Source organism: Paenibacillus sp. CAU 1782 (genome assembly GCF_054551715.1).
In genome coordinates, this window is record NZ_JBTOLL010000001.1 from 822,200 (window position 1) to 845,985 (window position 23,786).

Annotated in this window: 23 protein-coding genes; 5 read left to right on the plus strand and 18 right to left on the minus strand. The window is 51.7% G+C overall.

Annotated features, from left to right (window positions below):
- Positions 1-2 precede the first annotated feature (2 nt).
- A complete protein-coding gene (locus ACX93W_RS04030; RefSeq protein WP_459391024.1) occupies positions 3-1,238 on the plus strand; it encodes a chloride channel protein in 1,236 nt (411 codons plus the stop codon).
- A gap of 36 nt (positions 1,239-1,274) precedes the next feature.
- On the opposite strand, the gene ACX93W_RS04035 is transcribed toward ACX93W_RS04030, so the two are convergent.
- The 5 genes from ACX93W_RS04035 to ACX93W_RS04055 all read right to left on the minus strand — a co-directional run bounded on the left by ACX93W_RS04035 (position 1,275) and on the right by ACX93W_RS04055 (position 4,879).
- Positions 1,275-2,153 carry a radical SAM/SPASM domain-containing protein gene (locus tag ACX93W_RS04035; protein WP_459391025.1) on the minus strand — a complete coding sequence of 293 codons (879 nt, stop codon included), beginning with the start codon at positions 2,151-2,153 and terminating at the stop codon, positions 1,275-1,277.
- A gap of 44 nt (positions 2,154-2,197) precedes the next feature.
- Positions 2,198-2,653, minus strand: coding sequence for a thiol-disulfide oxidoreductase DCC family protein (locus tag ACX93W_RS04040; RefSeq protein ID WP_459391026.1), 456 nt, complete (start codon positions 2,651-2,653; stop codon positions 2,198-2,200).
- A 35-nt stretch (positions 2,654-2,688) separates the two neighbouring features.
- Complete coding sequence (locus ACX93W_RS04045; protein ID WP_459391027.1) at positions 2,689-2,898, minus strand: cold-inducible protein YdjO-related protein; 210 nt, start codon at positions 2,896-2,898, stop codon at positions 2,689-2,691.
- A gap of 152 nt (positions 2,899-3,050) precedes the next feature.
- Complete coding sequence (locus ACX93W_RS04050) at positions 3,051-4,130, minus strand: lactonase family protein (RefSeq protein WP_459391028.1); 1,080 nt, start codon at positions 4,128-4,130, stop codon at positions 3,051-3,053.
- On the minus strand, positions 4,127-4,879 hold the full coding sequence (locus tag ACX93W_RS04055) for a DsbA family oxidoreductase (RefSeq protein WP_459391029.1): 753 nt from the start codon (positions 4,877-4,879) through the stop codon (positions 4,127-4,129). Before ACX93W_RS04055 ends, ACX93W_RS04050 begins: the two co-directional genes overlap by 4 nt.
- A gap of 152 nt (positions 4,880-5,031) precedes the next feature.
- Between ACX93W_RS04055 and xerS the strand changes: the two genes are divergently transcribed.
- Complete coding sequence (xerS, locus tag ACX93W_RS04060) at positions 5,032-6,129, plus strand: tyrosine recombinase XerS (RefSeq protein ID WP_459391030.1); 1,098 nt, start codon at positions 5,032-5,034, stop codon at positions 6,127-6,129.
- 50 nt (positions 6,130-6,179) lie between these two features.
- Here the strand turns inward: xerS and ACX93W_RS04065 are convergent, their stop codons facing one another.
- Positions 6,180-6,701 carry an ADP-heptose synthase gene (locus ACX93W_RS04065; RefSeq protein WP_459391031.1) on the minus strand — a complete coding sequence of 174 codons (522 nt, stop codon included), beginning with the start codon at positions 6,699-6,701 and terminating at the stop codon, positions 6,180-6,182.
- Positions 6,702-6,922: 221 nt separating this feature from the next.
- On the opposite strand from ACX93W_RS04065, the gene ACX93W_RS04070 reads away from it, so the two are divergent.
- Positions 6,923-7,906 carry a YpdA family putative bacillithiol disulfide reductase gene (locus tag ACX93W_RS04070; RefSeq protein ID WP_459391032.1) on the plus strand — a complete coding sequence of 328 codons (984 nt, stop codon included), beginning with the start codon at positions 6,923-6,925 and terminating at the stop codon, positions 7,904-7,906.
- Between the two features lie 120 nt (positions 7,907-8,026).
- Here the strand turns inward: ACX93W_RS04070 and ACX93W_RS04075 are convergent, their stop codons facing one another.
- The 8 genes from ACX93W_RS04075 to ACX93W_RS04110 all read right to left on the minus strand — a co-directional run bounded on the left by ACX93W_RS04075 (position 8,027) and on the right by ACX93W_RS04110 (position 16,819).
- Positions 8,027-9,397, minus strand: coding sequence for a DUF4129 domain-containing protein (locus ACX93W_RS04075; protein WP_459391033.1), 1,371 nt, complete (start codon positions 9,395-9,397; stop codon positions 8,027-8,029).
- On the minus strand, positions 9,381-10,481 hold the full coding sequence (locus ACX93W_RS04080; protein WP_459391034.1) for a DUF58 domain-containing protein: 1,101 nt from the start codon (positions 10,479-10,481) through the stop codon (positions 9,381-9,383). The genes ACX93W_RS04075 and ACX93W_RS04080 overlap by 17 nt, the downstream gene beginning before the upstream one ends.
- Positions 10,478-11,449, minus strand: a complete 972-nt coding sequence (locus ACX93W_RS04085; RefSeq protein ID WP_459391035.1) for an AAA family ATPase — start codon at positions 11,447-11,449, stop codon at positions 10,478-10,480. The genes ACX93W_RS04080 and ACX93W_RS04085 overlap by 4 nt, the downstream gene beginning before the upstream one ends.
- Positions 11,450-11,470: 21 nt before the next feature.
- Positions 11,471-12,385 (minus strand): polysaccharide deacetylase family protein, encoded by a 915-nt coding sequence (locus tag ACX93W_RS04090; protein ID WP_459391036.1) that lies wholly within the window; start codon positions 12,383-12,385, stop codon positions 11,471-11,473.
- 23 nt (positions 12,386-12,408) lie between these two features.
- Positions 12,409-13,428, minus strand: coding sequence for a phosphotransferase (locus tag ACX93W_RS04095; protein ID WP_459391037.1), 1,020 nt, complete (start codon positions 13,426-13,428; stop codon positions 12,409-12,411).
- A 208-nt stretch (positions 13,429-13,636) separates the two neighbouring features.
- Positions 13,637-15,316, minus strand: a complete 1,680-nt coding sequence (locus ACX93W_RS04100; RefSeq protein ID WP_459391038.1) for an APC family permease — start codon at positions 15,314-15,316, stop codon at positions 13,637-13,639.
- Positions 15,317-15,364: 48 nt separating this feature from the next.
- Positions 15,365-15,979 carry an RsiV family protein gene (locus tag ACX93W_RS04105; protein ID WP_459391039.1) on the minus strand — a complete coding sequence of 205 codons (615 nt, stop codon included), beginning with the start codon at positions 15,977-15,979 and terminating at the stop codon, positions 15,365-15,367.
- A gap of 114 nt (positions 15,980-16,093) precedes the next feature.
- Positions 16,094-16,819: a phosphonate ABC transporter ATP-binding protein gene (locus ACX93W_RS04110; RefSeq protein WP_459391040.1), complete on the minus strand. Its 726-nt coding sequence runs from the start codon at positions 16,817-16,819 to the stop codon at positions 16,094-16,096.
- Positions 16,820-16,959: 140 nt separating this feature from the next.
- Between ACX93W_RS04110 and ACX93W_RS04115 the strand changes: the two genes are divergently transcribed.
- Both ACX93W_RS04115 and ACX93W_RS04120 read left to right on the plus strand, forming a co-directional pair.
- Positions 16,960-17,184, plus strand: coding sequence for a hypothetical protein (locus ACX93W_RS04115; protein ID WP_459391041.1), 225 nt, complete (start codon positions 16,960-16,962; stop codon positions 17,182-17,184).
- Between the two features lie 130 nt (positions 17,185-17,314).
- Positions 17,315-18,049 carry an HAD family hydrolase gene (locus ACX93W_RS04120; protein ID WP_459391042.1) on the plus strand — a complete coding sequence of 245 codons (735 nt, stop codon included), beginning with the start codon at positions 17,315-17,317 and terminating at the stop codon, positions 18,047-18,049.
- 57 nt (positions 18,050-18,106) lie between these two features.
- Here ACX93W_RS04120 and ACX93W_RS04125 read toward each other — a convergent pair whose 3' ends face one another.
- From ACX93W_RS04125 to ACX93W_RS04140, 4 genes are all read right to left on the minus strand, one after another.
- Complete coding sequence (locus ACX93W_RS04125; protein WP_459391043.1) at positions 18,107-20,437, minus strand: type IA DNA topoisomerase; 2,331 nt, start codon at positions 20,435-20,437, stop codon at positions 18,107-18,109.
- Positions 20,438-20,454: 17 nt separating this feature from the next.
- Positions 20,455-21,534, minus strand: coding sequence for a hypothetical protein (locus tag ACX93W_RS04130; protein WP_459391044.1), 1,080 nt, complete (start codon positions 21,532-21,534; stop codon positions 20,455-20,457).
- A 51-nt stretch (positions 21,535-21,585) separates the two neighbouring features.
- Positions 21,586-21,903, minus strand: a complete 318-nt coding sequence (locus ACX93W_RS04135; RefSeq protein ID WP_459391045.1) for a hypothetical protein — start codon at positions 21,901-21,903, stop codon at positions 21,586-21,588.
- A 366-nt stretch (positions 21,904-22,269) separates the two neighbouring features.
- Positions 22,270-23,757: a glutamate synthase subunit beta gene (locus ACX93W_RS04140; protein WP_459391046.1), complete on the minus strand. Its 1,488-nt coding sequence runs from the start codon at positions 23,755-23,757 to the stop codon at positions 22,270-22,272.
- Positions 23,758-23,786: the final 29 nt, after the last annotated feature.

The following is a 23,786-nucleotide window of genomic DNA, read 5'->3' on the forward strand; positions in this document are numbered from 1 at the left end:
GTATGAAACAGCTATCTTCAATCGATGGAATTTCAGGGCTACTCTTACGTTATGCCGGTTTGCCTGCCGCCGCCGGCCTTGCTGCAGGTTCGGCTTCCGCGTTATTCCTTGCCGGCCTGCATGTTGTTTCTTCCCTTCAAGCTCAGCATGACTTCTTGTTGTGGCTTCTTCCCTTTGGCGGCGCTTTTGCTGCACTCCTTTACATGAAATACGGCAAAGAGGCCGGCCGGGGAAACAATCTGGTATTCGAGCAAATTCATCAAGGAAAAGGAATTGTGCCATTTCCCATGGCACCGCTGGTTCTGTTCGGAACACTTTTGACCCATCTGCTGGGTGGCTCCGCGGGACGCGAGGGCACCGCCGTTCAAATGGGCGGCAGCTTGTCTGCGGCAATAGGCAAAAGGCTGAGATTATCGGAGAGGGATTCCCGTCTGCTCGTCTTATACGGCGTGTGCGCCGGATTTGGCTCCGTATTCGGAACTCCCATTGCCGCTGCGATTTTTGGCCTGGAGGTTGGAGCTAAGCGGAATATGATCCTGCGCTCATTATTTTCTTGCTTGCTTGCAAGTTATATCGGTCATGGCGTAACCCTGGCCTGGGGCATAAGGCACAGTCACTACTCCATTGGACTCGTTCCGGAGCTGAGCGGTTTGATTTTGATGAAAATTGCAGTTGCGGGCGTTGTGTTCGGGCTAATGGCTCTGATGTTTGTGAAGGGGTTAAGCGTTGTTAAATGGGGCTTGGGAACGCTCTTCAGCCATCCCCCCGTTCGAGGTTTTGTCGGGGGCCTGTTGGTCGTGATACTGGTTTATGCCATCGGCAGCCGTGATTATTTGGGACTTGGCCTGCCTTTAATGGAAAATGCCTTTGCGGAACCCGCATCTCCCTTTGCGCCGTTTCTCAAACTATTATTTACTGTTGTGACGCTAGGCGCCGGATTTCCGGGCGGTGAAGTAACGCCGCTTTTTGTTATTGGTTCAACTGCAGGCAGCGCTCTTGCGCCAATGCTTTCGCTCCCAGCTTCATTGCTCGCGGCGCTGGGCTTTGCAGCGGTATTCGGCGCTGCGGCCAAAACACCGCTAGCCTGCATGGTGCTTGGCACGGAGCTATTCGGCATGCAAAGCGCGCCATATGTCATACTTGCCTGCGCGGTCAGCTTTTTGCTATCGGGCAAAGCCGGGATTTATGCCTCGCATGTACGTTCTCGTTCAAAAAGTTCCGCTAGACATCCTTCATAATGGAAAGCGGACTTTTTGAACAACCTCAATAAATGTTTAAGTGCCGAAGCGTTGACGGTACCCGCATTTCCGGCAAAGCTCCTCCACCGCTTCACGTCGGGAAAATCCTTCGTACAGCTTGACCGCGCGGTCGCCGTTTACAATATCGCCAAACGGCTGCTTGCGGATATTGCCAAGATCAATAACCCCTTCCCCATCCAGACAGCAAGGAATGACAGTTCCGTCGATCAGCACGCCAGCCTGATTGCGCATGCCGTGACAGAAGCCTTTTCCGTCGTCCTCCGGCTCTTTGAGATCCGGCCATTTGAATTCAGGGTCCTGGTTCAAATAAATCCGTTCTGCGATTTTGACGCCGCTCCCCGGCTTAAATCTCTCTTCGATCAAATAATCCAGGCCAAAGGCTTCTTCGATCATGGCCAGCAGCTCGCGGTTTTTATGCGCTTGGCGATTGACCTCATTATCCATATCCAGATTCCACAGGCGGTAGGATACTATCAGCTTGCTGGATGCTACAGCTTCCTTCGTGAAACTTAATATATCAGCCAAATAACCCGCTTTATCCTGGGAACCGGGATGTCCATCAAAGCTGTGCAGCGAAAAATTGATTTGCCGCAGCGCAGGTTTGCCCAGAAGCTTGTCCCTGTTTTTGACGATTAAAGTGCCGTTGGTCGTGATGTTGACTTTAAAGCCTTTTTCATGGCTGATATCCAGCAGTTCATCCAGCTTGGGGTGGAGCAGCGGCTCGCCTTTAACATGAAAATAAATATAGTCGGTAAAAGGCTTGATCTGATCCAGCGTATCGGAAAAGTCCTGAACAGACAAAAAACCTTTTGCCCGTTGGGTTGGCGGACAAAAATAACAGGATAAATTGCAGATGCTTGTTGTCTCGATATAAAACTTCTTAAATCGTTTCATGCCCTAAAAACTCCGTTTCTACCTGGTATGGACAAACGACCACCCTAATGAAGCCCGTCCTTCAAAAAGCGAGATTTTACGTCTTCGCTTGGCATCAGGCAGCTGGATGACTTGCCGAACCAGCGGTATCGGTTTTTGGCCACCCAATCATAGGCCCAGTCTCGCAGCGGCGCCGGAATAATAATGAACAGATACAGCAGCGAAAACCATCCTCCAACCGTCGCGGCGGCACGCAGGACAGCTCCCGATCTGCTGTAAATGACTCCGCCCCGAACAAACAGGAAGGAACGAGGGCCTTTTGCATCGATAGCTTCTTCGCCCAGCAATCTTCGGCCCACAGGCGATTGCAGCGTGGCAAAATGCAGCTTTCGCTTTTTGTCATGTTTGACCGCAAAAGCCGTAAGGTTGTGGCACAAAACACATTCGCCATCAATGAGCGCGATATTGGTTTGGTCTTCCCGACGCCCGGCATTTTCCTCTCCAATATAGCCTTTTCCCATTTCCTCGCCCTTCCTTTCCGCAGCTCATGCCTTTGCTACTCTTTGCTTCCGCGCGGCTGTCGCTTAGGCTTATTCTGTACCGGTGGCAAATGCCTCATGCTGCGATGCATGGGTCCTTTGCATAGCGGACATTGCTGCTCCGTCGCGGCAAATTCGTCTCTGACCCAGGCCTTGCATTCCCTATTTTTGCATTTCCAAATTTTCGTTGGTTTCAAATCACTCTTGGTGTCTCCCGCAATACTCACAACTACACGATTCCTTTCATTTCTGCAATTAGCTCCTGAGCGAAGCCCTAGTATTTATATGATTAGCATCGTTAATCATTAATGTCATAAACTTAAAAGGCATCACGGGTAAACCCGGCAACTATCCCTGAATTGTTCAAATAAAGGTGTTGTTACAAATAAACCGGGATGACGCAAACCGGCTTGGACGCCGAAACTTCGTGTCCCGCAGGTTCAAGCTTGCCCGAAGTCGTGTCGACGCGGAAAGTAACGATGTTGTTGCCATCGCGATTGGCAGCAAGCAGCCAGTTGCCATTTGGCGTCAGAGCAAAATGGCGAGGATGTCCGCCGCCTGTCGAGACATGCTGCACAGTCTCAAGCCCGCCTGTTTCTCTGTTTACCTTGTAGACGACAATGCTGTCATGTCCGCGATTGGAGCCGTACAAATAGTTCCCGTCACGGGAAATGGCAATTTCGGCGCAGCCGTTTTCGCCGCTGAAGCCCTCCGGAAGCGTACTGTACGAATGCAGCGCCTCCAAACTCCCGTATTGCGCGTCATGACGCAAAACGGTAACCGTCGAATTCAGTTCATTAATGACATAAACAAACGGAGCCGTGGGATGGAATACCAGATGGCGAGGTCCTGCGCCTGGCTCCAGTTTTGTTTTGGACTGCAGTTCCAATTTGCCGTTTTCTGCATCAAGCAAATAAACCGCTATGATGTCCAGCCCAAGATCCTGCACATACAAATAATTGCCGTTAGGGCTATAGAAGCTGGAGTGCGGATGGGGACGATCCTGGTTTGGATGGGGTCCGCGTCCTTCATGCTGCTTGACATCAAGCAAGTTTCCGATGCTGCCGTCCTCGTTAATGGCAAGCAATCCCGTCATGCCGCCGTGATAGCTGGTCACGGTCAAATATCGATTTCGGGCATCGCGTTGGATATGGCAAGTCGTGTTCTGGACGGTAGCCGCAGTGTTCAGCGGCGTTAGCGCGCCTGTTGCTGCGTCGATTCGGAAAGATGCGGCTTCGCCCGATTTGACGCCGTTTCCGTCAACCGCTTCCGAAATGGCATACAACAGCTTGTTTTCGGCGTCTACATTGACAAAAGTGGGGTTTTGCAATCCCGCGTATTGTGACTGAAGCGTAAGGGCGCCTGTTTCTTCATCAAGCTTGTACACCTTTACCCCTTGTTCCTCCCTAGAGGCATAGGAACCCGCAAACACATACAGAGTTTGATTGTCTTTACTCATTTCGATTGCCCTCCCGCGTTGGCTGATTCTGAATTTTCCGTTCCCGGTACGGCGCAGCTTCCATCCTCGCAGAGTGCTGCATCTTCATCCCCGGCAAGTTCCGTCAGGACCGGGTTTTGCTCCTCCCAGGCTTTGTTCAGAGCGTTCAGAAAAACCTCCGCCGGCTGTGCGCCAGATACCGCAAACTTGCGGTCAAACACAAAAAACGGCACGCCTCGGACGCCAAGGCGGGACGCTTCCTCTTCATCGGCTCTGACTGCATCAGCGTATTGTCCGCTTTCCAGCACTGCCAGCGCTTCGTTACGGTCAAGGCCGATCTCTTGAGCCAAATCAGCCAAACTTTCATAATCGCCGATAGGAGAGTTGTCTGTAAAATGCGCTTTAAGCAAACGCTCACTTAAAACCAGGCCTTTCCCTTGCGACTCGGCATAGTGGGCTAACCGATGGCCATGAAACGTATTTTCCGCACAGGCGTTTTCAAATGTAAAATGCAAGCCAACAGCAGCTGCTTGCTGGACGACATTTTCGGTCATTCCTTTAGCCTGCTCCAGGCTCATGCCGTATTTTCCCGCCAGCATCTCGATCTCGCTGCGGCGGGCCGATGAGTCGGCATTGGGATCAAGCTCAAAGCTCTTGAACGTCGTCTGCACGTGTTCCCGATGAGGGAACTGCAGCAACGCCTCTTCAAAACGGCGCTTGCCAATATAACAGAACGGACAAACAAAGTCCGACCAAATTTCAACCTTCATTTTTTGCACCCCCAAACGTTATCGCTATATTATACCATGACTTTACTCACAGACGCACACTGTTCAACATGGGCTTTCTATACACTTTCTGTTGTTCCGCATGCATACGGTTGCTACAATAGAAATACAAACATCTATCCGGAGGAACCGCCGTGAATATTCTCAAACTGAAAGACCGCGCGGAGCTGGAGGCCAAGCTGCCGTTCATGCCCTGGTATATTGAACAGTTTGTTCAATACAAGCTGCCCGATCTGTCTCCGTCCTCCCTGGTGGAGTACATGCGCGATTATGAAACCTTTATGAATTGGCTGATGGGCGAAGGCTTGACAACCGCCTCCACCTGGAAGGATATCCCCCTTCAGGACCTTGAAGTGCTGAAGATGGAAAGCATCGACAGCTATCGGATGTTTCTGTCGACTCACAAGCCCGAGCGCAATAACCGGACAACGATCTCACGCAAACTTTCTTCCCTTCGCTCTCTGTTCCATTATTTGAGCCAGATTGCTGAAGACGATGATTTCTACCCCCTGCTCAAGCGGAATGTAATGGCCAAAGTCAGCATCAAAAGAAGCCATAAACCCAAGGATACCGCTGCAAAGCTGGAAGGCAAGCTGCTTCAAGAGGAAGAAATAACGGAGTTTATGCATTATGTGAAGGTGCAATACGGTACGGATGTTGCGACCAACAAGCAAGCTCTACTGTCCTACGAGTTGAATGCAACAAGAGACTCCTGCATTATCAGCTTTATTCTCCATTCCGGACTGCGCGTTTCGGAGCTGGTTAATCTGAACGTGGATGACATCGACCTGAAGAAGAGACTTTGTTATGTTTACCGAAAAGGCAAAAATGACGATACCTTCAAAACGCCGGTTTATTTCCGTCAGGATGCCGTTGCCGATCTTCAAGCTTATCTGCTCCTCCGCGAAACCCGTTATAAAGCGCCGAAGCGTGAAAAGGCCTTGTTTCTGGCGGTCGCCAACGGCAAGCAGGAGGGTTCGCGCATGACCAAACGGGCGATACAGGCCATGGTCATTAAATACGCCAAACGGTTTGGGAAGCCGTTCCTGTCCGTCCATAAGCTGCGGCATTCTTTCGCCACTGATTATTACCTGCAGAATGATCTGTACAAAACCCAGGAGCAGCTGGGACATGCATCGCCCGAAACTACGCAAATCTATGCCCACCTGACGGACAAAACAATGGCCGAGGCCATCGAAAAAAGAGCGGCGGACAGCAAGGCCGATGAATGACCTTGCCGTACCGCCGCTTTTTCCGGTCACCCTGCCATGACCAATGCCCCTTACAGCTCCAAATCAACAGGCGAAATGCCTTCCTCAACCGCAAATTCAAAATCCTCGATATCATAAACCTGTACCGGTACTTCCGCTTCGATCAGCTTATCCTGAAATTCGAATTGATCCGAGAGCAGCGGCACATCCAGCTTGATGGCCGACAACAGCAGTTCTGTCTCTACAGGATCAAAGCGTTCGCCGTATTGCGCATTGTCCACGGCATGAACAACCGTAAACTGAATGCTATCATTCAGCAGCAGCGGAGCGCTTTCCCGCCATGGCACCTGAAGAGCCTTCTCAATTTTTTTGCGGTTCAGCGAGTCCTCGAAAAAAGCAATCAATTCATTGATTTTGGCTCTTACATGCCCATCTTCCTCCGGGTCATCCATGACAGGCTGTGTTCCGTCTCTCATATCATACAGCTCCGCGATGGATGAATATGGCACAATAAAGTCGACCGGACGGCTAGGTACAAGAAGATGCCCATACGTAGCAATCATAACCGCCTCAATAACAAATCGCCTGCGCACGGCGTCTCCCCCTTGCTTTTTCTGTAATGGCTTCGCGCAGCCGATGAAGCCTGCGTTTGCCTCTTAAGATTAAGAGATTAACAAGTTATTCAAAAAAATATTTTTGTAACCATTATACCCTATACAGCAACCTGTACAATAACGTATTTCCGTCACATTTGCAGAAGGGGCCCGGTGGCAGTAAAATGACAGTACAGCATTAAAGATCAGGAGGATGAAGCGTGCAATCATTTCACCATACCATTATTATCGGCGCGGGACCCTGTGGTCTTGCAGCGGCAATTGAATTACAGCGGGCTGGAATTAAACCGCTCGTTATCGAAAAGCGCAACATTGCGCATTCCATTTCCCAATATCCTACATATATGCATTTTTTCAGTTCGCCGGAGCTTCTGGAAATCGGAGATATCCCGTTTACAACCGCTCACGAGAAGCCTTCGCGAATCGAAGCACTCCATTATTATCGGACGGCGGCCCAGCGGCATAAAGTCAATATTTTGCCTTATGTCGGAATTAACGCTATTCATCGCCAGCCGGACGGCAGCTTTGTCCTGGAAGGCGCGGATCGTTTTGATGAAAAGCTAACGTTTGGCTGCCACAATGTCGTTATCGCTACTGGTTATTTTGACCATCCCAACATACTTGACATACCTGGTGAGAATATGGACAAAGTGAGCCATTTTTTCAGGGAGGCGCATCCTTACGTAGGCATGAAGGTTGCGATTATTGGCGGCAGCAACTCCGCGATTGACGCGGCGCTTGAACTGGAACGGGTTGGCGCTGAGGTGACCGTTATTTATCGGGGAGAAGGATATTATCCCGGCATTAAGCCTTGGGTGCGTCCTCTATTCGAGAGCAAGGTGGCCAAAGGCTCCATCGGCATGTTTTTTAAATCCAATGTGACAGAAGTCCACCCTCGTTCTCTGACAGTAAAAGGGCCGGAGGGCATAACCGAGATTGCCAATGATTTTGTGCTGGCTTTAACGGGTTTTCATCCCGACCGGAATTTCTTGACCGCTGCGGGGGTCACCATTGAGCCGGAGGGTTTCCCTACCTTTAACGAGGAGACGATGGAAACCAATGTCCAGGGCATTTTCCTGGCAGGCGTTGTGGCATCCCGACGCGAAGCCAACGAAATTTTTATTGAATCCGGCCGATTCCACGGGGTCAAAATAGCTGCGTTGCTCTCGCAACGCTCGATATAAGTTGAACATTATAGAAAGAAATGCCCCCTCAGCCATGCGTGAGCGGAACCTGAAGAGTCCTTTATTTCCTCGACCAGGTCCCGTCCGCATGACGGAGGGGGCGTTATTTTGGAGATTCGTTCATTTTTCCCCGTTCAAGCGGCTCCGGTACAGCTCTACTTCCCGGGCATCCGGCTCCATGCCGCCATATCTTGCTTGTTCGTAAAGATCGACAAAACGGTCCAGCTCAAATCCAGCCGCTCCATTCCGTCCCTCCTGCTGCTTTGCCAATTCTTCTGCCGTTTCCCTCGGCGTTTGTTCTTTGCGGTATGAGTAGCCCTCGGAAATGCCGCGCTTTACCATCTGTACGTACAGAAAGCGGATTTTTTCACGATTGCTAGCTAGCTGAGACCATGCTTGGGAAGCATGTCGCTTAGTATCCTTGGCTTTGGAAGACTTGTTTCTCTTCCATTTGCTTAATGACACTAAGCTTTCGATTTCATCCTTGTACGCCGTATCGTCCCCATTGTCGAGAGTTTTTGTATGGAACAGCTTGTCCCATAGCGATTTGGACATGCCAATGAGCTTTCGAATGGCGAAAAAAAGCAATACAATGGCGGCAACGATGATTAAGCCATAGATGATATACCAAAGCGCCTGCTCCAGCAGTTTCATCCAAAGGGCGGGCTCTCGCGGCTCCACCGGCGGCAGCATTGAATCAGGCGATTCCGGAATCGCCTCCTCTGGTTGCGGCTGCGACGGCTCCGAGCGGAATAGCTCCATGAGCGCCGCAAACGCCCCTTTTAGCCCTTGCTCCACCCACTGCTGAAGCTGCCGGAAAACAGAAATGAATACAGTCAGGCCAACAAGAATAGCCATCATCCATTGGTTTCGCCTTCTTGCCGATTGCACTGCGGAGGTTTTGCCTCTGTCAATGATTTCTCTGCTCAAATGGCGGTGATTAACGGTTAGCAAAAATAAAATGAGAGCTGCAATACCACAAAACGCCGCTGGCGCTGAATAGGGAGCAAGCCGATCCGGCCCCCAATAAATGATGCCGGTCAAAATGAAATATGCCAGGATACAAGCAGCCATGGAATTAAAACTGAACGAATCGTACCATCCCTGCAACCGCATAGCGAATCCTCTGTCAGCCATCCAGATGCTAGTTGCGATGCAGAGCAACCATAATACGCCATAATCGGTCAGCCCCCGCAAAAAGGCAAATACGGCAATATGAACCGCGCCTATTAACACGGCTCCCAGAAGCCTGCGCCATAATTTTAGAGTTTCCGACTTATGGATCAACAACGCGGCTGCAGTATAAGGCAGCCACAAAGTAAGCAGCCATGGATAAACATCGTGTTGGGGCAAAAGCCAAACGACTGCAAGCAGCAGGAAAGGCAAATAAAACAGGAGCTCCGCCATGCCCCGGACCGCCGGTTTCCAGCTGTCGCTCCAGTTTCTATCAGCACCTTCGGAATTTTGGCCTGCGCTATTTTCCCCTTGCATGGGCGCCCCCCTTACCTTCCAGCATCCAGACCGTTACGGCATTGCCGTTGTAGCGCAGCCTGGCTGCCGCTTGCTCCAGCGTTTCGTCCCAAAACGTAGAAATGATCAGCATATCCTGGCTGGTCGTCCCGGCAGTTTCGGCTCTTCTTAACACTTCCACAAACGCTTCCGTACGCTGCATTTGCAATCCCGCCATCAGGTCAAGCATCCGATAAAGATGCTCTTGGCCGCCGGACGGCTTGATGTATGGGCTTTCAGTCATGCCCTCTTGAGGCATATTGCTTGCAAATCCAGCCGACATGCCTCCAGCAATCGCTTTGCCGACCGCTCCCGCCGCCCAACTGATGCCGGTTTCAATCAGCTCTTCGTCCGTCACGGCTCTCCACATGCCTTTGCCGCTCTCCACGTTCAAAAAAACCATCAGCTCCGTGTCCGCCGTGTAATCGTATTGATGCACCTGAAGCTCTCCCGTTCGCGCGGTTGCCTTCCAGTCGACGGATTTCATCGTATCGCCGCTCCTGTATGGCCTAGCGCCAACAACAACGAAGGGATCCGGCGCAATGTAGCGCCTGACGCTGTGCTCCCCCTGCCAGCTGTGAGACGGCAGGTCGCCCAGATCGGGCAGCAATGGCAGCGGATAAACGGTCAGCTCGCTTTTCAGGGGGATAACAAACGTACGTTCGCCATTTCCCAGCAAATCTCCCCCGGACAACGTGACGGTTTCCAGCTTGAATTTTCCCCGCTTAGCTGCGGTTAGCGTATGAGTCCGTGTTAGTTTGGTGTAGGGCGCAAGGCTGAAAAAGCTGCGGTGATTTTGGGAATACTGTCCGCTGCTGACATCAAAATTATCGCTTTTCCGGAATCGGAGCGAGCTCGGCAGCAGCGACTCCGCGCGAAGCCATGGAACCGGCAGCCACTTTTCATTCCGCAGTTCCTCCACCAGCTGCACTTCGTCCCCGCAGAAGCATTGCTTCTGGCGGAAGCGGCGCGTATAGCTCAGGCGCGATAATACCAATACTTTGAACAGCCGGTTCTGAGCAAAGAGAACAGCTCCTGCCGCTAAAATAAACCATACAAAGATCATCGGCTCGGCGAGTGGGCTGTAAGTCCGGCTTCCGACGGCACTTCAAGCCCCTGCAAAATTTCATCAATGATTTTGCCGGCATGCTCCTGCCCTCTGCCCAGCGCGCGGAGCGCCAGCCTGTGGCTAAGCACGGGCTTCGCCATCGCTTTGATGTCGTCGGGCGTCACAAAGCCCCTGCCGCGCAATATAGCATGGACCTGCGAAGCGCGAAGAAGCGCTTGACTCCCGCGCGGGCTAACTCCGATCAACACATCGTCGCGGACGCGCGTGCGCTCTACTAATTGCAGCAAATAAAGCAGCACGTCGTCATCGGCCTTAACGGCAGGATAAGCCTCTTGCGCCTGCTGTATTTCGTAGCTGCCGGCAATGCTTTGCAGATCAGCCAGCGGGTTAGTTTCCTTAAACCGCTTCAGCAGGCTTAATCCTTCTCCTTGAGTGGGATAGCCCATTTTGATTTTGAAAAGAAACCGGTCAAGCTGCGCTTCCGGCAGCGGGAAGGTTCCTTGATGCTCAACCGGGTTTTGGGTAGCGATTACCATGAACGGGCGTTCCAGCGTTTTGGTCTCCCCGTCAATGCTGATTTGCCGTTCCTCCATACACTCCAGCAGGCTCGACTGTGTCCGCGGCGTTGCACGATTGATCTCATCCGCAAGCAGCAGGTTGGTAAACAAAGGTCCTGAACGAAACACAAAATCATTTTGCTTCTGATTATAATAATGAATGCCGCTTAAATCCGAGGGCAGCAAATCAGGCGTAAATTGGACGCGCTTGAATTGCAGCGACAACGATTTGGCAAAGGCTTTTGCCAGCATTGTTTTGCCGGTGCCCGGCACATCCTCCAGCAATACATGTCCCGAGGTGACCAATCCGATAAACAGCAGCTCGATGACATCCTCTTTTCCGACTATAACCTCTCCGATATTGCGGCGCAGACGCTCCGCCAAACTCTGCACTTCCTGAAATGACATTTACGTTGCACTCCTTATCCTTTACGCTTTTTTCCCCTGCTGCAGCTGCTGGAGCTCTCGCCACCTGATTAACCTGATGCCGCGCTCCTTCATGAAGGCCGACATTTCCTCATCCCTAAATAATTGATGCTCCATTACCCTTTTCTCCGGTTGCGCGTGGAAGGCGTTTAGTTCCTCTGCCGCCAGAGACGGATGAATAATCAGCTCCGTCACTCCTGGCTTCAACGAAGCCAGCAGACCTTTCATATCGGCTTTGAAGCTTTCGTAGTTTTCTTCCGCCTGCTTGTGGAAGGGTAAACCTACCAAATAATCCAGGATCACGACGCCTTTGGCATCCGCCAAAGCAGCTATAGCCTTCGCCTTTTCCTCCATCTCGGGCGGCGCAATGCCGCCTTTCTCAGGCGTGATGTATCGGGGCAGACGAAACGGCAGGCCGTACTCCGCGCATACTTCCAGCACTTCGGTCAGGAAGTGGCGGCCCGTAGCAAGTCCATATACACTGCCCATGTGGTTGTCCGCATGAGTTGGCGTCATGCCAAAAGCGAGCGCTCGCTCCAACTGGCTGATAAGCTCCAGCCTTACTTGGCCGGCATCCGCCTGTTCTTCGAATGCTTTTGTTCCCGCCGGGAAATAACCTTCCTCCGTAACCAGGGAAGACACGTCTCCGCTAGCCGTCACCGGCCCCCATTTATACATCTCCCATTCGCTTGTAAACGTAAAATGGACGCCTACATCCAAATGTTTGTTGGAAGCGCTCCAATGAGCCGCCTCGCGCGCCCATGCGCATGGCGTCATCAATGTGGCGGAGCTGACTGCCCCCTCTGCAAGCAGCTGCTGCACGGACTGGTTGACAGAGTGGCATAACCCGTAATCATCCGCATTGATAATCAGAAGCACCTCATCGTCCCTATATCCCAACTGCTGTGCCAGGCTCATTCCTGTTCCTCCTCAATTATCATTCAGCCCTCCGGCAGAATGGAATACTTGGCTAGCCAATCCAGGCCGTATATCGTGTCGTCGATAATGCAGGCCAACACCTCGTCGCTATCGATCCTATCCGCAAACCTTATTGCAAAATGCAGCGCGACATCCAGCAATCGCAGCTTAACCAATACGGGCAGGAGGCGAAGCTCCTTTTTGTTCAGCGAGACCTGGCTTCCAAACCCCTGGATTACGGCATGGATCCCCTGTGCGGCTCCCTCATTCCAAGGCTTCATTAAATCAACGACAAGCACGGCAAGCTCCATGGCGCGGCAATCGACGGTTACAAATTCAAAATCCAGAATGCCGGTAATGCGGCTGCCGTCGCTCAAGGAGTTGTTGAAAACGAGATCGCCGTGAATCCACTGCTGAGGCAGAGCGGCAGCTTCCGGACATTGCCGTTCCGCTTCCTCTCTGTGGAGCTGGATAGCGGCAAGCTCCTCGCGCTTTCCTGCCAAAAGCGGCGAAGCATCGGCAAGCGACACCAGTCTTTCGCCTGTCATCGCGGCGTATGAGGCGGCGAAGGCATGGTAAGGACTGTATTGCGGTTTGCCGTTCAGTTTGATGTCCTTCATCGTGTTGATCAAGCGGCCGGCAGCTTCGCCTAACTGAAAAGCGTCCCTCTCCGATGTTGCCGACGGGCGAACTCCTTCGATGTAGCGAAAAACGGCGCCGGCTCTTCCGTCTGACAATGCCGCCACGGTTTCTCCGGCTTCATTGGCCAACGGCCGGGGCACAAAAAAAGGCAGATCGGGGAGCTGGCCAAGCTTGTCCAACATCTCATGCTCTAAATTTACCGCTCCCATATTTCCATAGTTGTTATAAACGCGCAAAACAAACCTTTCGCCGCGCGAGCTCCCCATGACCGTAACATTGTTCATGCCGCTTTCCCCTATAGTCAGCTCTAGGGGCTCGTTTGGACAAAAACGCTGCCACAATTCCCGCAAAAGCTCATCTCGGCCTAATCCGATCTGCGCGTTATCTTCCTGTTGCTTCAATCTCACTGCTCCTCCCGCTATCTATTTCATAGCTTTATTATAAGCGCCAGAGGGAGAAGATGGCAAAAAAGCAGCTTTCGACAGAATGGCGGACAGCTTTTGGCCGCAGTGTCGAAAGCTTCTGTTTTCTGTAGCTTATTGCGCTTCCCCGGGAAATAAAGCGGTTGGATTATTTCTATTTCCCACACGTCATTTCCCGGCCGCCTCGTTAATTCAATGGGTAATTTCCCTCAAGGACGGCAAGCTCGCGGTTTGCTTTCCTCATGGTATCCCGCCCCTCTCCGATTCGGGTTCGACGTTTGCGAACGATGGTTTCCCTCAACGCTGCCAGAGCCAAAAGAACAGCAATGGCAGCCCCGCCTCCAGGATGAATGAATAGAGCGGAGAGAATGCCGCTGGCCGCCAGCCAGGCAAATGCAGTTGTATGAATCGGCTTGCTCCAGCTGCCAAGATGCCAAGGGCCTTCACCGTGCGAAGCAGCAAGCTCAGCCTTTCTTCTGTTGCCGAACAATGACTTAAGCCGCAAGCCAATCGGCACCGCGTAAGCAAGCTGAAACCCCGTTAATCCAAGTGACAGCAGCAGCAAGAAGAGATTGTTCAAGCCTGCAGCGGCACAAGCCGCAAGCAGCGCCAGCGGGAGGACAGCAGCATAACATATTGCCGTTATAGGCAGTTGGCGGCTCACCGAAACGGTCGCCAGGCGGCGGCTGCACGGCAAAGCTTCGTCGCGGGCCATAGCAAACAGCGTTCTGGCGCAGATCCCTGCTGCCTGAACTCCGCTTAGCCACAAAGACAAAACGATCATGATAGCTATGGCGGCAGTTCCTCCCCATCCCGCCATGGCGCTTTGCAGGAACCACTCTCCGCCCGCAAAACCGCTCATCCAGGGAGCTAACGCCAGATTAGAACCGCTTGCCAGGGACGACGGCAAAACCAATGTCATGAACATAAGCAGCACAAAACCAAAGGCAAAAACAAATGCGACCGACATATAAATGCTCCAAGGAACTCTCACACGCGGCTCTATCGTTTCTTCTGCGCCTTGAGCCGCGCCTTCCATTCCGGTAAACAGCTTCAGGAGCAACAGCGTGCCAAGAAGAAGTCCCTCAGGCCCCGCCGCACCGCTCCAACCGATATCCCGAAAAGCATATAATGCGGCTGGCGAATAATCGCCGGGCCAAAAAAACCAAGCCAGCCCGCCCAATATGGCTGCCGCAAGCAGCAGCTGAAGCCAGACGCCCGCCGCAGCCAAGCTTTGGCGCGCTTTATGGCCCCACAGATTGGCTGCGGCCAGCGAGCAGGCCACTGCCGCTGCCGCTAGTCCCAGAGTCAATGGCGACTGCTCATACCCAAGCCGGGCGGCAAGCAGCATACTGGCAAAAACAGCGCAGCCGCCAATCAGAAGAGCAAGCATAGCCACCTGTCCGATGGCATGAAGCCAGCCGGTGCAGATCGCCCAGCGCCGTCCCCCAAACAGGTACGCTACGTGGTAAATGCCTCCTGATGACGGCACAGCAGACATCAATTCCGCAAGCGCCGCGGCAACCGGCAAGCTTAGGAGAGCCAGGAGGGGAAAACCAATCCCTACGACGGTTGGTCCCCCTGCGATCAAAGCCGGGCCAAACAGCATAGCCGCGCTTCCAATCATCGCCATTGTATTAAATGAAAGGCCTAACGCGGGAATGCCCCGCCATCTGCGGGACAAAATTTGCGCCAGGCCAAGCCGATGCAAGTCCGATTTGTCCTGAAGCAATTGCGCGTCAAGGCCGTACATGGACATGCTCTGATAACGCGAGGACTCTATGCCTCCCTGCGCCTTCCAGCCCAATGCCAGTATTAACGCCCCTGCGGCAACTGCCGGCAAACATCCCAACAAGGCCGCGAACATGTCGCCATCCCCTTTCAATCGCTTTTAACAACAACCTCATGGAAGTCGTTAACTCCCCTCAAGCATTGCGCCTAACGGGCCATTTTCATTAATAATGGATTGAAGCTCGTACACGGAAATGGGGAAATACAGAAAGCCGTACACATAAGCAGCCAGCTCATACAGCTGAAAATAAATGACGAGCGACCGGTCGGCGATATAGAAGGATTGGTCGGGGGAAATTGACTTAAAGGACTCCAGAGGTTCAATGCCGCGTTTGACGATGGATGCGGCAACAATAGCGCTAATAACCTCTATGTAGTTGCTGCCGGGTTTGAACAACTCGGCCAGCGTATAACGCTTCCCTGTGACAGCATCAAAAGTCAGCGATTGCTGAAGCGTCATGCCATGCGCTCCGCCGGTATAGGCATAATTAAATAGCGAAAGGCTGAATACATTTTTTTCATTGGTTTTTACCTCAAACCAGCCCAGCATTTCCGCTCTGGGGTCATCTAACGGTCCCTGGCTGGCTCTCAGATTGCGTACCTCTGCCCCTATGCTTTCATTAATGACTCGAACAGCGCCGTCATGATGGCTTCCCCCGGATACATGGGGAACAAGCAGAGTTGTTTTTGGAAAAACAGCTTTTACAGTTTGAACAACAAGAGGTGAAGAAATGGACATGAAGCGTCGCACCATCCTTTAAGGGGTTTAATCACACTGGAATGGTTTAGCTTATGTCCAAGACAGCTCGTCTCATGACAAAGGCGGCTGAGGTTGCCCCCGCCGCCTTCTCGCTTACAAAAGCCCCTTCTCGCGCATCGTCAGTTTTCTACCGTAAACATCGAGAACCAGCTTGCCCTGATTTAAACCCAGAATGCGGTCCGCATACCGTTCGGCCCAATCGCCTTGATGAAGCACTGCGATGACGATGATGCCTTCATTTTTGCAGAGCGCTTTCAGTTCGCCAAGAACTTCGTCCGCCGCATGCGGATCAAGGCCCGATACAGGCTCGTCCGCTACAATGACCTTTGCGCCGTGCACAAGCGCCCGGGCAATCGCCATCCTCTGCCGTTCGCCGCCGCTGAGATTGCGGGCCTTCAAATGCGCCTTGTCCAGCAAACCGCGCTTTTCTATCATTTCCATCGCGCCCATGTAGTCGTCGCTGCGCATCATGCCGCTCCATCTGCGCCATGCCGGCGTTTGGGAAACAGAGCCAATGATCACATTTTTCAAACCCGTTTTATCGGGATACAGGAACGGTTTTTCCTCCAGGTAAGCAACCTGCTGTCTAAGCTTCATCTTTGTGGTCCAGCTTCCCCGGGACACGTCCTTCCCGTTGAATTGGTAACTTCCCGAGCTCCATGTTTCTTGGAGGGCAAGGCATTTCAACAGCATCGATTTGCCGCTGCCGCTGCTTCCTTTCACAGCAACAAAATCTCCCTCGTAGGCGTCGAAGCTAACATCGTCAAGCACCTTCGGGCCTCCGGGTATTCTTTTGGTCAATCCTTTTATCCGTAACATGCCCCGCTCCCTTTCTGACAATAACCTATGAAACTAGTTTACGGCAAATAAAAAACACTTTCCACACGAACAAATGTTTGGTATACTGAAAAAAGAACAAATGTTCTGAATATTGAAGCGTTGAAGGAGGCCGGTACACCATGGGAGTTAGCTGTGAAAATTTTCGTTATGTAGAGAAAGGTCGACCGTTTCGCGATTTAACCTTTAAATTTTTTAGCGACGGCAGGTTAGTCATTATCGACAACAACACAGAGGAGGTGATCGGTCCCCGAGATTTGAAGAGCGACAGCCGCGACTTTTATGTTAGAAGGCGGATTGCTTTTATCAAAAATCAACTGCATCAATCGCAATTGAAGTACGCATGATTGGTACGCCTCCCTGTTCTTGCCTTGTGGATTACTCTTCGCGAGGGTTTGACGTTTCGGGGTCAGATGCGGTAGATTGGTATATACCAACTACGCAATGCGTATTGAACGGCAAAGGAGAACAGGCTTGATGAAGCAGCAAATTTTATTTGATCTTGATGATACGTTAATTTATTGCAATAAATATTTTTTCTTTGTAATCGATCAATTCGTGGATACGATGACGGTCTGGTTTGGCGGTTTTGACGCGGTGACGGCCGATGAAATTCGCAGCATGCAGATGGAATGCGATGTTGCACTGGTCAGCATTAGCGGCTTTAAGAGCGAACACTTCCCGCAATCCTTTCTGGACACGTATTCGCACTTCAGTCATCTGACTGGCCGGAAACGTTCTGCAACAGAAGTAGCTTTTTTATGGAAGCTTGGCATGGGAGCTTATGAACATGAAACCGAGCCCTATCCGAACATGGAACGAACGCTGGATACATTGGCGGAAGCCGGCCACGAGCTTCATCTTTATACCGGCGGCGAAGAGCCCATTCAGCGCCGCAAGATTCAGCGTATGGGGCTAGAACATTATTTTGGCTCCAATATCTATATTCGTCAGCTTAAGAACAGCGAAGCAATGGAAGGTATATTGTCGTCCCGCAGCTTCGACAGAGACAACACGTGGATGATCGGCAATTCCATTCGTACGGATGTTGTTCCTGCGCTAACAGCCGGCATTCATGCCATCCACATGCGCACACAGATGGAATGGCATTACAACGTGGTTGGCATCGATGTGCAACCGCGTGGTGCTTTTCTGACTCTGGATCACTTGATTCAGGTGCCGGATGCTATTCACAACTTTATTGGCCGCTAAGTAAACAAAAACCCGCCAGCTTCCGCGATTAAGCGACTGCTGGCGGGTTTAATTTTTCTACATCTCGACTCCGAGCTTCCCCGTTGCTGGATCAAGCAGCACGATTTTCCCTTCCGCCGCTTCCCCTTCTCTGACGGATAGTTTTAGCTTTGCTGTTTTTCCTTTTTCCACAAGCGCCTTGACCTGGGTATCACTCAACTTACGGCCAAAGCTTTCCTTCCAAATAACAAAGCTGCATCCGGATTTGTAATGACTGCATCCATAACCCTTGCGGCCCATGAACAAATACCCGCCGCAGCCCGGACGAGGACATGCTGCCACCTTTTGCGGCTCCAGAGATAGGCCAGACTGGTTTTCAGTACTGCCGGAAGCCGCATTAGCCGTACTGCTGCGAGCGGCAGTCTTTGAAGCAGCAGCCGGTTTTCTAGAGGCTGCCCCGGTGTTTGCTGCTGTTGATCTCGCCGATGAAGCTCGCGTGCTCCCTGTCGCTCCTTTGCTGCCGCCTCTTCCCCCTTTGCCTTGAGACTCGGCATTTTGGAAGGCGGAGCTGTCGATTCTGACCTGCCCCTTCGCTTTTTGAACGATCATTGTGGCGAATTTTTTAACATTCTCCATAAACTGCTCGTTAGAAGCGGTACCGCGCGCGATTTCGCTTAACCGTTTTTCCCACATGCCGGTCATTTCCGGCGATGTCAGCAGCTCCACGCCAGCGTCGCGGATCAGCTCAATTGCCGTTTTGCCTTTTTGCGTAATGAGAATCCGTTTGCCCTGCATCGCTATATATTCAACCTTTTTTAACCGTTCAATCGTGGCCGCGCGAGTAGCGGGAGTTCCTAAACCGGAATCCTTCATAGCATCCCGTACGTCTCCGTCTTCAATGTCTTTGCCCGCGCTCTCCATAGCCTTCAACAATGTGCCTTCCGTAAAAGGCTTTGGGGGCTGAGTTTCCTTTTCCTTGGCCTCGGCCCCGGTGCACGTGACACCTTGCTCCTTGTTCAAGCGGAACGGATAAGCAACCTCTACCTCGTCATCGCTCTCCTGCTCTTTTTGAGCTTTATCCGTTTTTTCTTTGGCCTTTTCCTTCTTCTCGTCGTTATAAATAACTTTCCAGCCCAAGCTCTGCAGCTCCTTGATGCTGCTCTTGAACCTCTCTTTTTCCACCTCGGTTACAACCGTATGCGACTTGTATTCAGCCGGGGGATAAAATTGAGACAAGAAACGTTTAACGATGAGATCGTACAGCTTGGCTTCATCGCCAGACAACTCTCCTGCCTTGCGGGTAGTGGGAAGAATCGCGTGGTGATCCTCGACCCTGGCGGGATTACAAATGAATTTATTCCCTTTATGCACCAAAGCCCGGTTGGCAGAGCTTACCCATTTATCATAGGAGGTTCCCTGCAAGGCGGACAACGCTTTGTGCATTTCCGGAATATTTTGCTCCGTCACATAGTTGGAGTTGGTTCTGGGATAGGAAATTACCTTGTGTTTTTCGTACAAGGCTTGGGCAATATCCAATGTTTTTTTAGCGGAAAATCCGTACCGTCCATTGGCTTCCCGCTGAAGCAAAGTCAGGTCGTACAACTTTAACGGATATTCCTTAACGTCCTTAATTTCATAAGATTCAATAATGCCCGGCTTGCCGCTAACTTTGGCCGCAATCGCTCCCGCTTTGTCGCTGTCCGTTAACCGGTCACCCATCCAAGTGCCGCGAAAGACGGTTTCTCCTTGCTGCAGCTCCGCCTCCACCACATAATATTTGAGCGAGGAAAAGGCTTCGATGATTTTTTGCCTGTCATAGATCAGCGCTAGCACCGGCGTTTGAACACGGCCAACCGACAGCAATACATTATGCTTTGTTGTAAAAGCGCGCGAACCGTTCATGCCAATCAGCCAATCCGCTTCGCTTCGCGCTGTGGCCGCTTTTGTTAAATTGTCGTATTCCGAGCCGTCCTTCAGCTCGTCAAACCCTTTGCGAATGCTCTCCGGCGTCAAATCGGAGATCCATAGCCGCTTGACCGGCTGGCGCAGCTTCAGATGGCGCTGAATCAGCGAAAAGATATATTGGCCTTCCCGCCCCGCATCGCAGCAATTCACCAGTTGCCCCGAGCGTTTGGCAAGTTCCTTGATGACTTTGAGCTGATCCGCCGTTTTGCGGTTCGCCACCAGCTTGAAAGCCTCTGGAATGATAGGCAAATCGTTGATGTTCCATTTTTTGTACTTCACATCATAAGCGTCCGGCTCTGCAAGTCCGATCAAATGGCCGATCGCCCATGTAATAATGTATTGTTCGCCCTCTATATAGGTCCGATGATTTTTGGCGCGCGGTTCGATGACGGCCGCAATATTGCGCCCCATATCGGGTTTTTCCGCTATGATCAGCGTTTTCAATGGTTAAGGTCACTCCCTTATGAAACAGCTTTCTCGGTGACGCGATGACTCTCCAGATGATTCACGATCGCTTTGAATATGGAAGCCACGCCCGTCGACCAGTTCGGGTCTTCGGCATATTGACGATTAATCCAGACAAGCGGCTCGGTTCCGTTCGGACGGTCCTTGCTTAACCGATTTATGGTTCTGGACGCAATCTGCGCGGATTCCCTTGTCGTTGTATTATAATCCTGCCAGCTATGGAATACATTAAACGGATTATTAACGATCTCGCGCGCCCGCTTATTGTCTCGGGGCACAAAGGCTTGCTCCTGTCCCGTAATAGCGAACAGCAACGCCGGGTGGATATCGAATTCTTTGGCCGTCACCATAATATCGTTAAAATAAGGCTCGTCCGCCAGCAGCGAATTGCGGCTTGTCAAATAGGAAAGCAGCGCTTCCGGCGCTACTTCCGCATATCTCATCTCTGCCGGCAATTCGTTGAGCAGAGACGGCATAACAGGACCCTGCTGTGGGTTGTTTAGAGCGACGCTCGTCATTTCGTCGTTCACCGCCACGCTTGGCGTCGTCATATATCCTGCCGCGTATATAATGGAGCAGCCGGCAAGCAGAACAAATAACAGGCTGTAAAGCAGCGTCTTTTTCTGCTTTGGCCTGCTAGTCTCGCCAACCTCCGGAAGCAACGTTGCGGTTGCAGAGGCTCCTTGAACGTCTAGTGCCTGGTTTCTAGAAGAAACCGCGGATAACGCTCCATCTGCAGCAGCCAACCTCTCGCCTTGCACGTTAATCCACTTTTGAAGGGGGCCCGCGATTTTTTCATCGTTTTGGTCAAGTTCCAGGCAAAGCCGGTACACATCGTCGGCGCTTACCGGCCGCTGCTCCTGCATGACTGTGGAGCGAATCAATTCGCTAGTCAAACGCTGCTTCAGCGACAGCTCAAAATCCGGCAATTGCCGGTGAATGATCCGCTGGACCGCGTCCGCCACAATCTCCACTCGTTTGTCGCTTGGCATAGCGGCATATTTGTTATGTACGTACCCGCGTATATTCTTTACATCAGTCGGCGTTAATATATAGGCAGGATTGGCAGTCATCATTATAACCCCCGGCACCTTGTCTTCACACCGATTTTACCACAACTTTCCTGCTTACGGTATTGCTGCCTCGCAAATTTGGCGCTGAATGTCATCCCGCTCGATAAATGCGGCGATTTGTTCTTTTTCGCCAATGGTGAAGCTATATTCGCAGTCGCATTCCTCATCCAGCGCTACGCTTTGAACCAAGCGTCCATCCGGCGTGGCGATGACCAAAATAGAAAAATCGATGATATCCCCAGGCAATAGGGATGATTCCGCCAATTCGGGCTTTAGCCAGACGTCGATCCATTGACTGTCCCGTTTTTCGATCCTGGCTTGAAATCCGGCAAATACAAGCTCGTGTACTGTATCCATTCCGTATTTAATCATCGTTTTGCACTCTCCTTTGCGGCTAAAAAACAAGAAAGCGCCCGAAGGCGCTCACGGAATAGGTTCAGCGTCGCCCTCACGGGGCCACGCTACCTTATTAAATTTCTGCTGAATTCCATATTCGACGCTGGTTATGCCGCCAGGCATTTTCCGCAATGGAAAGCGGACTTTTTGAACTACCTCATTAAATGCGGTTCAAAAAGTTCGGTTTTCAGTGCCGAGAAGATGGAATGAAGCTAGAAACAGAGGACCGGAGCGTAGTGGTAGCTATGTGAGGACCGGATGTTTCGGCTGAATTCCATATTCGACGCTGGTTATGCCGCCAGGCATTTTCCGCAATGGAAAGCGGACTTTTTGAACTACCTCTTAAGGCAGCATGGAGGAGCCTGTCAAATATTTGTCTACCTCGCGAGCAGCCTCACGGCCTTCGTTGATGGCCCATACGACAAGGCTTTGTCCACGACGCATATCGCCTGCGGCAAATACCTTCTCCACGTTTGTTACATATTTTCCGTATCTTGCTTTTACGTTGGAACGACGATCCTGCTCCAGTCCCAACTGCTCGATAATCGTAGTTTCCGGACCTTCAAATCCTACTGCGATAAATACAAGATCAGCCGGCCATACTTTTTCCGTTCCCGGGATCTCGGTGTAAATTTTACGTCCTGTTTCGTCGACAGTCCGTTCGATCTGTACAGTGTGCAGCTCTTTCAGGTTTCCGTTTTCGTCGCCGACGAATTTTTTCGTCAGAACGGAGAATGCGCGAGGATCTTCGCCAAACAAAGCTTTTGCTTCTTCATGGGCGTAATCAAGCGTGTAAACATTCGGGAACTGCGGCCACGGGTTATTAATGGTGTCGCGCTCCAGCGGAGCTTTGGCATGTGTGCCAAATTGCGTAACGGATTTGCAGCCATGGCGCAGCGCCGTTGCGACGCAGTCAGAACCAGTGTCGCCGCCGCCGATCACGATGACGTCTTTGTCCTTTGCAGAAATGTACTTCCCGTCTTCCAGATTGGAATCCAGATAGCTTTTGATCGTGCCGTTCAAATAGTCCATCGCTTTATGAACGCCTTTCAAATGGCGGCCTTCCATTTCCACGTCGCGGGCGCGGGTGGAACCTCCGCACAGTACGACCGCATCGAAACTGTCAAGCAATTCGTTAGCGGAAATATCTTTGCCGATTTCCGTGTTCGTCACAAACTGAATGCCTTCTTCTGCAAGCAGATCAACCCGGCGCTGAACAACATGTTTCTCCAGCTTCATGGTCGGGATGCCGTACACCAACAAACCGCCAATCCGGTCTGCGCGCTCGTATACCGTGACGGTATGACCGGCTTTGTTCAGCTGAGCGGCCGTCGCCAGACCTGCTGGTCCCGAGCCTACTACCGCTACCTTTTTGCCCGTGCGCATTTTCGGCGGCTGTGGAACAACCCAGCCTTCTTCAAAGCCGCGGTCAATAATGGCCTGTTCGATTGTTTTAATCGTTACGGCGTCGCCGATCAGGCCAACTGTACAGGAACCTTCGCAAGGAGCCGGGCAGACGCGGCCGGTGAACTCAGGGAAATTATTCGTTTTGTGCAAACGCTCAAGCGCCTCGCGCCACAACCCTCTGTAAATGAGGTTGTTCCATTCCGGAATCAGGTTGTTGACCGGGCAACCCGATACGGAGCCCGCCAATTCCATGCCCGTATGACAATATGGCGTGCCGCAGTCCATGCAGCGCGCGCCTTGCGTGCGAAGCTGTTCGTCGCTCAAATGCTTATGAAATTCATTCCAGTCCTTGATGCGATCGATAGGATCGCGATCGGCCGGCAGTTGGCGCTGATATTCCATAAATCCAGTTGGTGTAGACATGATTGCAGTTCCTCCGTCCTCGTTCCTGT

Bases quoted from the DNA above. Each gene is read 5' to 3' on its own strand.
- ACX93W_RS04030 (WP_459391024.1), top strand. From the start codon at position 3: ATGAAACAGCTATCTTCAATCGATGGAATTTCAGGGCTACTCTTACGT.
- ACX93W_RS04035 (WP_459391025.1), bottom strand. From the start codon at position 2,153: ATGAAACGATTTAAGAAGTTTTATATCGAGACAACAAGCATCTGCAAT.
- ACX93W_RS04040 (WP_459391026.1), bottom strand. From the start codon at position 2,653: ATGGGAAAAGGCTATATTGGAGAGGAAAATGCCGGGCGTCGGGAAGAC.
- ACX93W_RS04050 (WP_459391028.1), bottom strand. From the start codon at position 4,130: ATGAGTAAAGACAATCAAACTCTGTATGTGTTTGCGGGTTCCTATGCC.
- ACX93W_RS04055 (WP_459391029.1), bottom strand. From the start codon at position 4,879: ATGAAGGTTGAAATTTGGTCGGACTTTGTTTGTCCGTTCTGTTATATT.
- ACX93W_RS04075 (WP_459391033.1), bottom strand. From the start codon at position 9,397: ATGCAAGGGGAAAATAGCGCAGGCCAAAATTCCGAAGGTGCTGATAGA.
- ACX93W_RS04080 (WP_459391034.1), bottom strand. From the start codon at position 10,481: ATGATCTTTGTATGGTTTATTTTAGCGGCAGGAGCTGTTCTCTTTGCT.
- ACX93W_RS04085 (WP_459391035.1), bottom strand. From the start codon at position 11,449: ATGTCATTTCAGGAAGTGCAGAGTTTGGCGGAGCGTCTGCGCCGCAAT.
- ACX93W_RS04090 (WP_459391036.1), bottom strand. From the start codon at position 12,385: ATGAGCCTGGCACAGCAGTTGGGATATAGGGACGATGAGGTGCTTCTG.
- ACX93W_RS04100 (WP_459391038.1), bottom strand. From the start codon at position 15,316: ATGTTCGCGGCCTTGTTGGGATGTTTGCCGGCAGTTGCCGCAGGGGCG.
- ACX93W_RS04105 (WP_459391039.1), bottom strand. From the start codon at position 15,979: ATGTCCATTTCTTCACCTCTTGTTGTTCAAACTGTAAAAGCTGTTTTT.
- ACX93W_RS04110 (WP_459391040.1), bottom strand. From the start codon at position 16,819: ATGTTACGGATAAAAGGATTGACCAAAAGAATACCCGGAGGCCCGAAG.
- ACX93W_RS04115 (WP_459391041.1), top strand. From the start codon at position 16,960: ATGGGAGTTAGCTGTGAAAATTTTCGTTATGTAGAGAAAGGTCGACCG.
- ACX93W_RS04120 (WP_459391042.1), top strand. From the start codon at position 17,315: ATGAAGCAGCAAATTTTATTTGATCTTGATGATACGTTAATTTATTGC.
- ACX93W_RS04130 (WP_459391044.1), bottom strand. From the start codon at position 21,534: ATGATGACTGCCAATCCTGCCTATATATTAACGCCGACTGATGTAAAG.
- ACX93W_RS04135 (WP_459391045.1), bottom strand. From the start codon at position 21,903: ATGATTAAATACGGAATGGATACAGTACACGAGCTTGTATTTGCCGGA.
- ACX93W_RS04140 (WP_459391046.1), bottom strand. From the start codon at position 23,757: ATGTCTACACCAACTGGATTTATGGAATATCAGCGCCAACTGCCGGCC.